Below are 4,495 nucleotides of genomic sequence, written 5' to 3' on the forward strand. Positions count from 1 at the left end.
GCGCATCACCACGGCGTCCGCGCCCGGGGGCAGGGGGGGCGGCCGGTCATCGATCCGCGCGCAGGTGCCGGGGACGACCTCCCGGGTGGGGCGCCTGCCGGCGAACACCGTCTCCCCCACGGTGAGGCGCACGGGCAGGGGGCCCGCCAGGTCCCGGGCGCGCACCGCGTAGCCGTCCATGGCGGAGTTGTCCCAGGGGGGCAGGGTGCGGCGGGCCTGGACGTCCTCGGCCAGCGCGCGGCCCAGGGCGTCATCCCCGGGCACCCACTCGGTGGGCAGCGGCGTGCACAGCCCGAGGATCCGCTTTCGGGCCTCCTCCACCGGCAGCAATGCGGGGGTGTCGCTCATGCTGTTTTCCCACCCAAAGTCCGTGGGAAAATCAAGTGTTAGTTTGACAGCCCAGCTGATCATCGTTACAAGCAACCGTGATCGCGAGGCTCGCGTCCAACAGCAGGGGCGTCCCGCCAACCCGTTGATAGCACACGGGAAATTTCCAAGGAGACAGCGTCGATGGCCAAGCCCAAGTCCGGGGCGAAGAAGCCGACTCCCGCTGCAAAAGCCGGTGCGAAGCCTGCCGCGAAGAAGGACAACGCGGCCCGCCTGGATCTGATCAGGAACGCCTCGAAGAAGGTGGCGACGGCCGCGACGAAGGTCGTCAAGGCGGTGGCGGAAGGGGCGAAGGGAAAGGTCGCGGCGGCGAAGAAGGCGGTCGCGGAGAAGGTGGAGAAGGCCCCCGCCGCCAAGAAGGCGGCGGCCAAGGCGGCTCCCCCCGCTCCTCCCGCGAAGGCTGCTGGCAAGGCTGGCAAGGCCGCGCCGGCGGCGAAGGCCGCGGCCCCCGCGCCCGCGGGCAAGAAAGGCGCCGGCAAGGCGGGGGGCAAGGCCCCCACGATTGTCCCCGCCGGCCCTGCCGTGGAGAAGCCTCGCCCGCGCGCCACGAAGCTTCCGCCCGTGGGCGAGCCGCTCACGAAGCGTGAGATGGAGCAGCTGCTCACGGCCGGCGAGGGCCGGGGCGTGATGGGGGAGGGCAGCCTCAAGGGCCGCCTCATCCTCAGCGGCGAGATGCCCCACCTGGTGGTCGTCGGCCGCGACAAGCGCGAGCTGACGTTCCTCCTGCAGGGGCCGGATCAGGAAGTGCTGCCGGCCTACGTGGACCACAAGGTCTCCGTGAGCGGGCTCATCAAGAAGACGACCAACCACAGCGGCGTGGTGGAGGTGCGCAAGTACTCCGCCAAGAAGCCGGAGGTGGAGGAGGTCGCGCCGGCGCCGACGGACTCGGAGCCGAAGCTGCGCTACCTGTCGCCCGGCGAGGTCTCCATGGCCGTCGCCGCGGGCATGGGCGCCGGCATCAAGGGCTTCGCCAGCATCCGGGGCAACCTGGAGATGATGGGCGAGGACTTCGTGCTCGTGGTCTCCAACGGCGGCACGCGCCAGCAGGTGTCCTTCGCCATCGAGGGCAAGGCGGCCGTCAAGAGCCTGCGCAAGCACGTGGGGCAGACGCTCCAGGTGACGGGCGTGGTGGACAAGACGTCCGGCTGGGGTGGCCGCATCACCGCGGAGACGGTGGAGCCGCGTCCGTCCGAGGCGCGCTCGGTGTCGCGCGACGAGATGGAGCTGGTCCACATCGAGGGCGAGGTGCCCACGTCCGTGGACGTGAAGCTCAACCACGGCCTCACCGTGCGCCTGCAGGAGCAGCCCGGCGCCACCTGGGCCATCGAGCCCACGCTGGCCAAGCGCGTGGGTCTGCGCGAGGCCAACTTCGAGCCGGGCCCCAACGGCAGCCCGGCCACCCGCGAGTTCTTCTTCACGCCGCGCAACCCCGGCAGCTTCGAAGTGGAGTTCTTCCTCGCCAAGGCGTTCACGCCGGGCGTGGTGGAGCGCTCCTTCAAGATCAACGTCACCGTCAGGCCCTGAGGGCCTGGGCGCACGGGCCCTCCCCGGACCGCAAGGTCCGCTGGGGAGGGCGAATGGGGGCCGGGGGGTTCCCGCCCGCACCCTTCGGGCTTACCCGTTCCCTCAGCGGCCTTGCCGCATCCCCACCGTGAGCCTCTCCCAAGATCACATCCGACAGCTGCTCGCCGAAGCCGACCACCCCCTGGGCTTGAAGGAGCTCCTTCGCCTGGGAGGGCTGAACCCCGGCCAGCAGACCGACCTCAAGCGCGCCCTGCGTGAGCTGGTGCGCGCGGGCGTCATCGTCAAGGACGGCAAGCGCTTCCGGCTGGAAGGCCCACGCACGCCCCGGGCGCCCGACGCCGGCTTCCAACCCCGTGGGGCTCCGTCCACGCCCCCCTTCAAGAAGCGCGGCCCCACGCCGGGCAGCGGGCGCGAGGAGCGTCCAGGCTTCCGTAGTGGCGGCGACTTCCGGCGCTCGCTCCAGCGCGGCTCCCGGGACGACCGCTTCCAGGAGTCCGGGCAGCCGGAGGTGGAGGGCATCCTCCACATGCACCGGGACGGCTTCGGCTTCGTGCACCCGGTGTCCGGCGAGGGGGAGAACATCTTCCTGCCGCCCGGCGAGGCGCAGCGGGCGCTCGACAACGACCGCGTCCTCGTGGAGGTCGCGGGACGGCCGGGCCGCTTCGAGGGCCGGCTGGTGCGCGTGCTCAACCGGCGGCGCGAGCTGGCGGTGGGCACGTACGTGGCGCAGGGCCGGCACTCGCTGGTCATGACCACCGACACGAACCTCCCGGGCCCCATCCGCGTGCCGCCGACGCAGATGGCGCGCGACGGCGACCTGGTGAAGGTGCGGCTGGGCGTGGGCGCGGACCTGCTGGAGCCCGGGCAGGGGCTGTTCGGTGAGGTGGCCGGCTCGCTGGGCCGGCCGGGCGACCCGAGCGCGGAGGTGCTGGGCTCGGCCTTCGCCCATGGCTTCTCCGACGAGTTCCCGCCGGAGGTGATGGACGAGGCGGACGCGTTCGCGGTGAAGGTCACGGAGGCGGAGGCCACGGAGGGCAACCGCCGCGACCTGCGCCCGGTGCCGCTCATCACCATCGACGGCGAGGACGCGCGCGACTTCGACGACGCCGTCTACGCGGAGCCGCAGGCCGGGGGCTGGCGGCTGGTGGTGGCCATCGCGGACGTGTCGCACTACGTGAAGGAGCGCACCGCGCTGGACGCGGAGGCGCTCAACCGCGCGACGTCCGTGTACCTGCCGGACCGCGTGCTGCCCATGCTGCCGGAGCGGCTGTCCAACGGCATCTGTTCGCTGCGCCCGGAGGAAGACCGGCTGTGCATGGTGGCGGACATGACGTTCGACCGCCACGGCCAGCGGCGCTCGCACGAGCTGTACCCGGCGGTGATGCGCAGCGTGGCGCGCTGCACGTACAACGAGGTGCAGGACGTCCTGGACGGCAAGGACGTGCCGCACCGCGACTTCCTCAAGCCCCAGTTCGAGCAGTTGATGGCGCTGGCGCGCGCGCTGATGGGCATGCGCAAGGCGCGAGGCGCCATCGACTTCGACGTGCCGGAGCACAAGGTGGTGCTGGGCGAGGACGGCGTGCCGCTGCGCATGGAGAAGCGCGAGCGCAAGGACAGCCACCGGCTCATCGAGGAGTGCATGCTGGCCGCCAACGAGGCGGTGGCCACGTACTTCCAGGACGAGGGCCTGCCCACGGTGTACCGGTTCCACGGCGAGCCGGATCCGCAGAAGCTGGCGGCGTTCGCGGTGCTGGCGGAGGCGTACGGCTTCCACCTGAACGTGGAAGACGGCGTGTCGTCCAAGGAGCTGGACGCGTTCATCACGCAGCTGGAGGGACACCCGGAGCAGCGGGCCCTGAACCAACTGCTGCTGCGCTCCATGATGCAGGCCGTCTACACGTCGGCGCGCGTGGGCCACTATGGCCTGGCGGCGGAGAACTACCTGCACTTCACGTCGCCCATCCGGCGCTATCCGGACCTGCTGGTGCACCGCATCCTGAAGGCGGTGTGGGCGCGCAAGGGCAAGCGGCCGTCGGAGTCGCAGCTGGAGCGCGAGGAGGCGACCCTGGAGGGCATGGCGCAGCAGTGCTCCGAGCGTGAGCGCGCGGCCATGACGGTGGAGCGCGAGGTGGTGGCGTTCTACGCGGCCCTGATGATGAAGGACCGCGTGGGCGAGGAGTTCGACGCCACGGTGGCGGGCATCGCCGAGTTCGGTTTCTTCGTGGAGCTGGACGAGGTCCACGTCGAGGGACTGGTGAAGGCGGAGACGCTGGGGCCGGGCTCCAAGCTGGACAAGCGCACGCACGCGCTCGTGTATTCGAATGGCCGGCGCGTGCGCGTGGGGCAGAAGCTGCGCGTGCGGCTGCTGTCCGCGAACACGACGTCGCGGAAGATCGACTTCGAGGCGCTCCAGTTCGAGGACGAGGCGCCGCTCCCGAGTGCCACCGGAGCGCGGCCGCCCATGCGCCGCCGCGAGTACGCGAACGAAGCGCCGGGCCGTCACGCCGGGCCAGGCACGAGCGCCCGGCCGGCCGGACGCCCCGAGCAGGAGACCGCGAAGCCGGGCCGCACGCCGTGGCGGAAG

At 71.6% G+C, this 4,495-nt stretch carries 2 protein-coding genes and 1 pseudogene; 2 read left to right on the top strand and 1 reads right to left on the bottom strand.

What is annotated here, in order from left to right; translation table 11 throughout:
* Nucleotides 1-348, bottom strand: a pseudogene (locus ACLEQD_RS37725) (molybdopterin molybdenumtransferase MoeA); the annotation flags it as partial.
* Nucleotides 349-510: 162 nt separating this feature from the next.
* Here ACLEQD_RS37725 and ACLEQD_RS37730 point away from each other — a divergent pair.
* Nucleotides 511-1,911: a protease inhibitor I42 family protein gene (locus ACLEQD_RS37730; protein WP_410390704.1), complete on the top strand. Its 1,401-nt coding sequence runs from the start codon at nucleotides 511-513 to the stop codon at nucleotides 1,909-1,911.
* 127 nt (nucleotides 1,912-2,038) lie between these two features.
* Nucleotides 2,039-4,495 (top strand): ribonuclease R (gene rnr, locus ACLEQD_RS37735; protein ID WP_410390705.1); only part of this gene is annotated, 2,457 nt, incomplete at its 3' end.

The sequence above is a fragment of the Corallococcus sp. 4LFB genome (genome assembly GCF_046520365.1).
Classification (GTDB): Bacteria; Myxococcota; Myxococcia; order Myxococcales; family Myxococcaceae; genus Corallococcus; species Corallococcus caeni.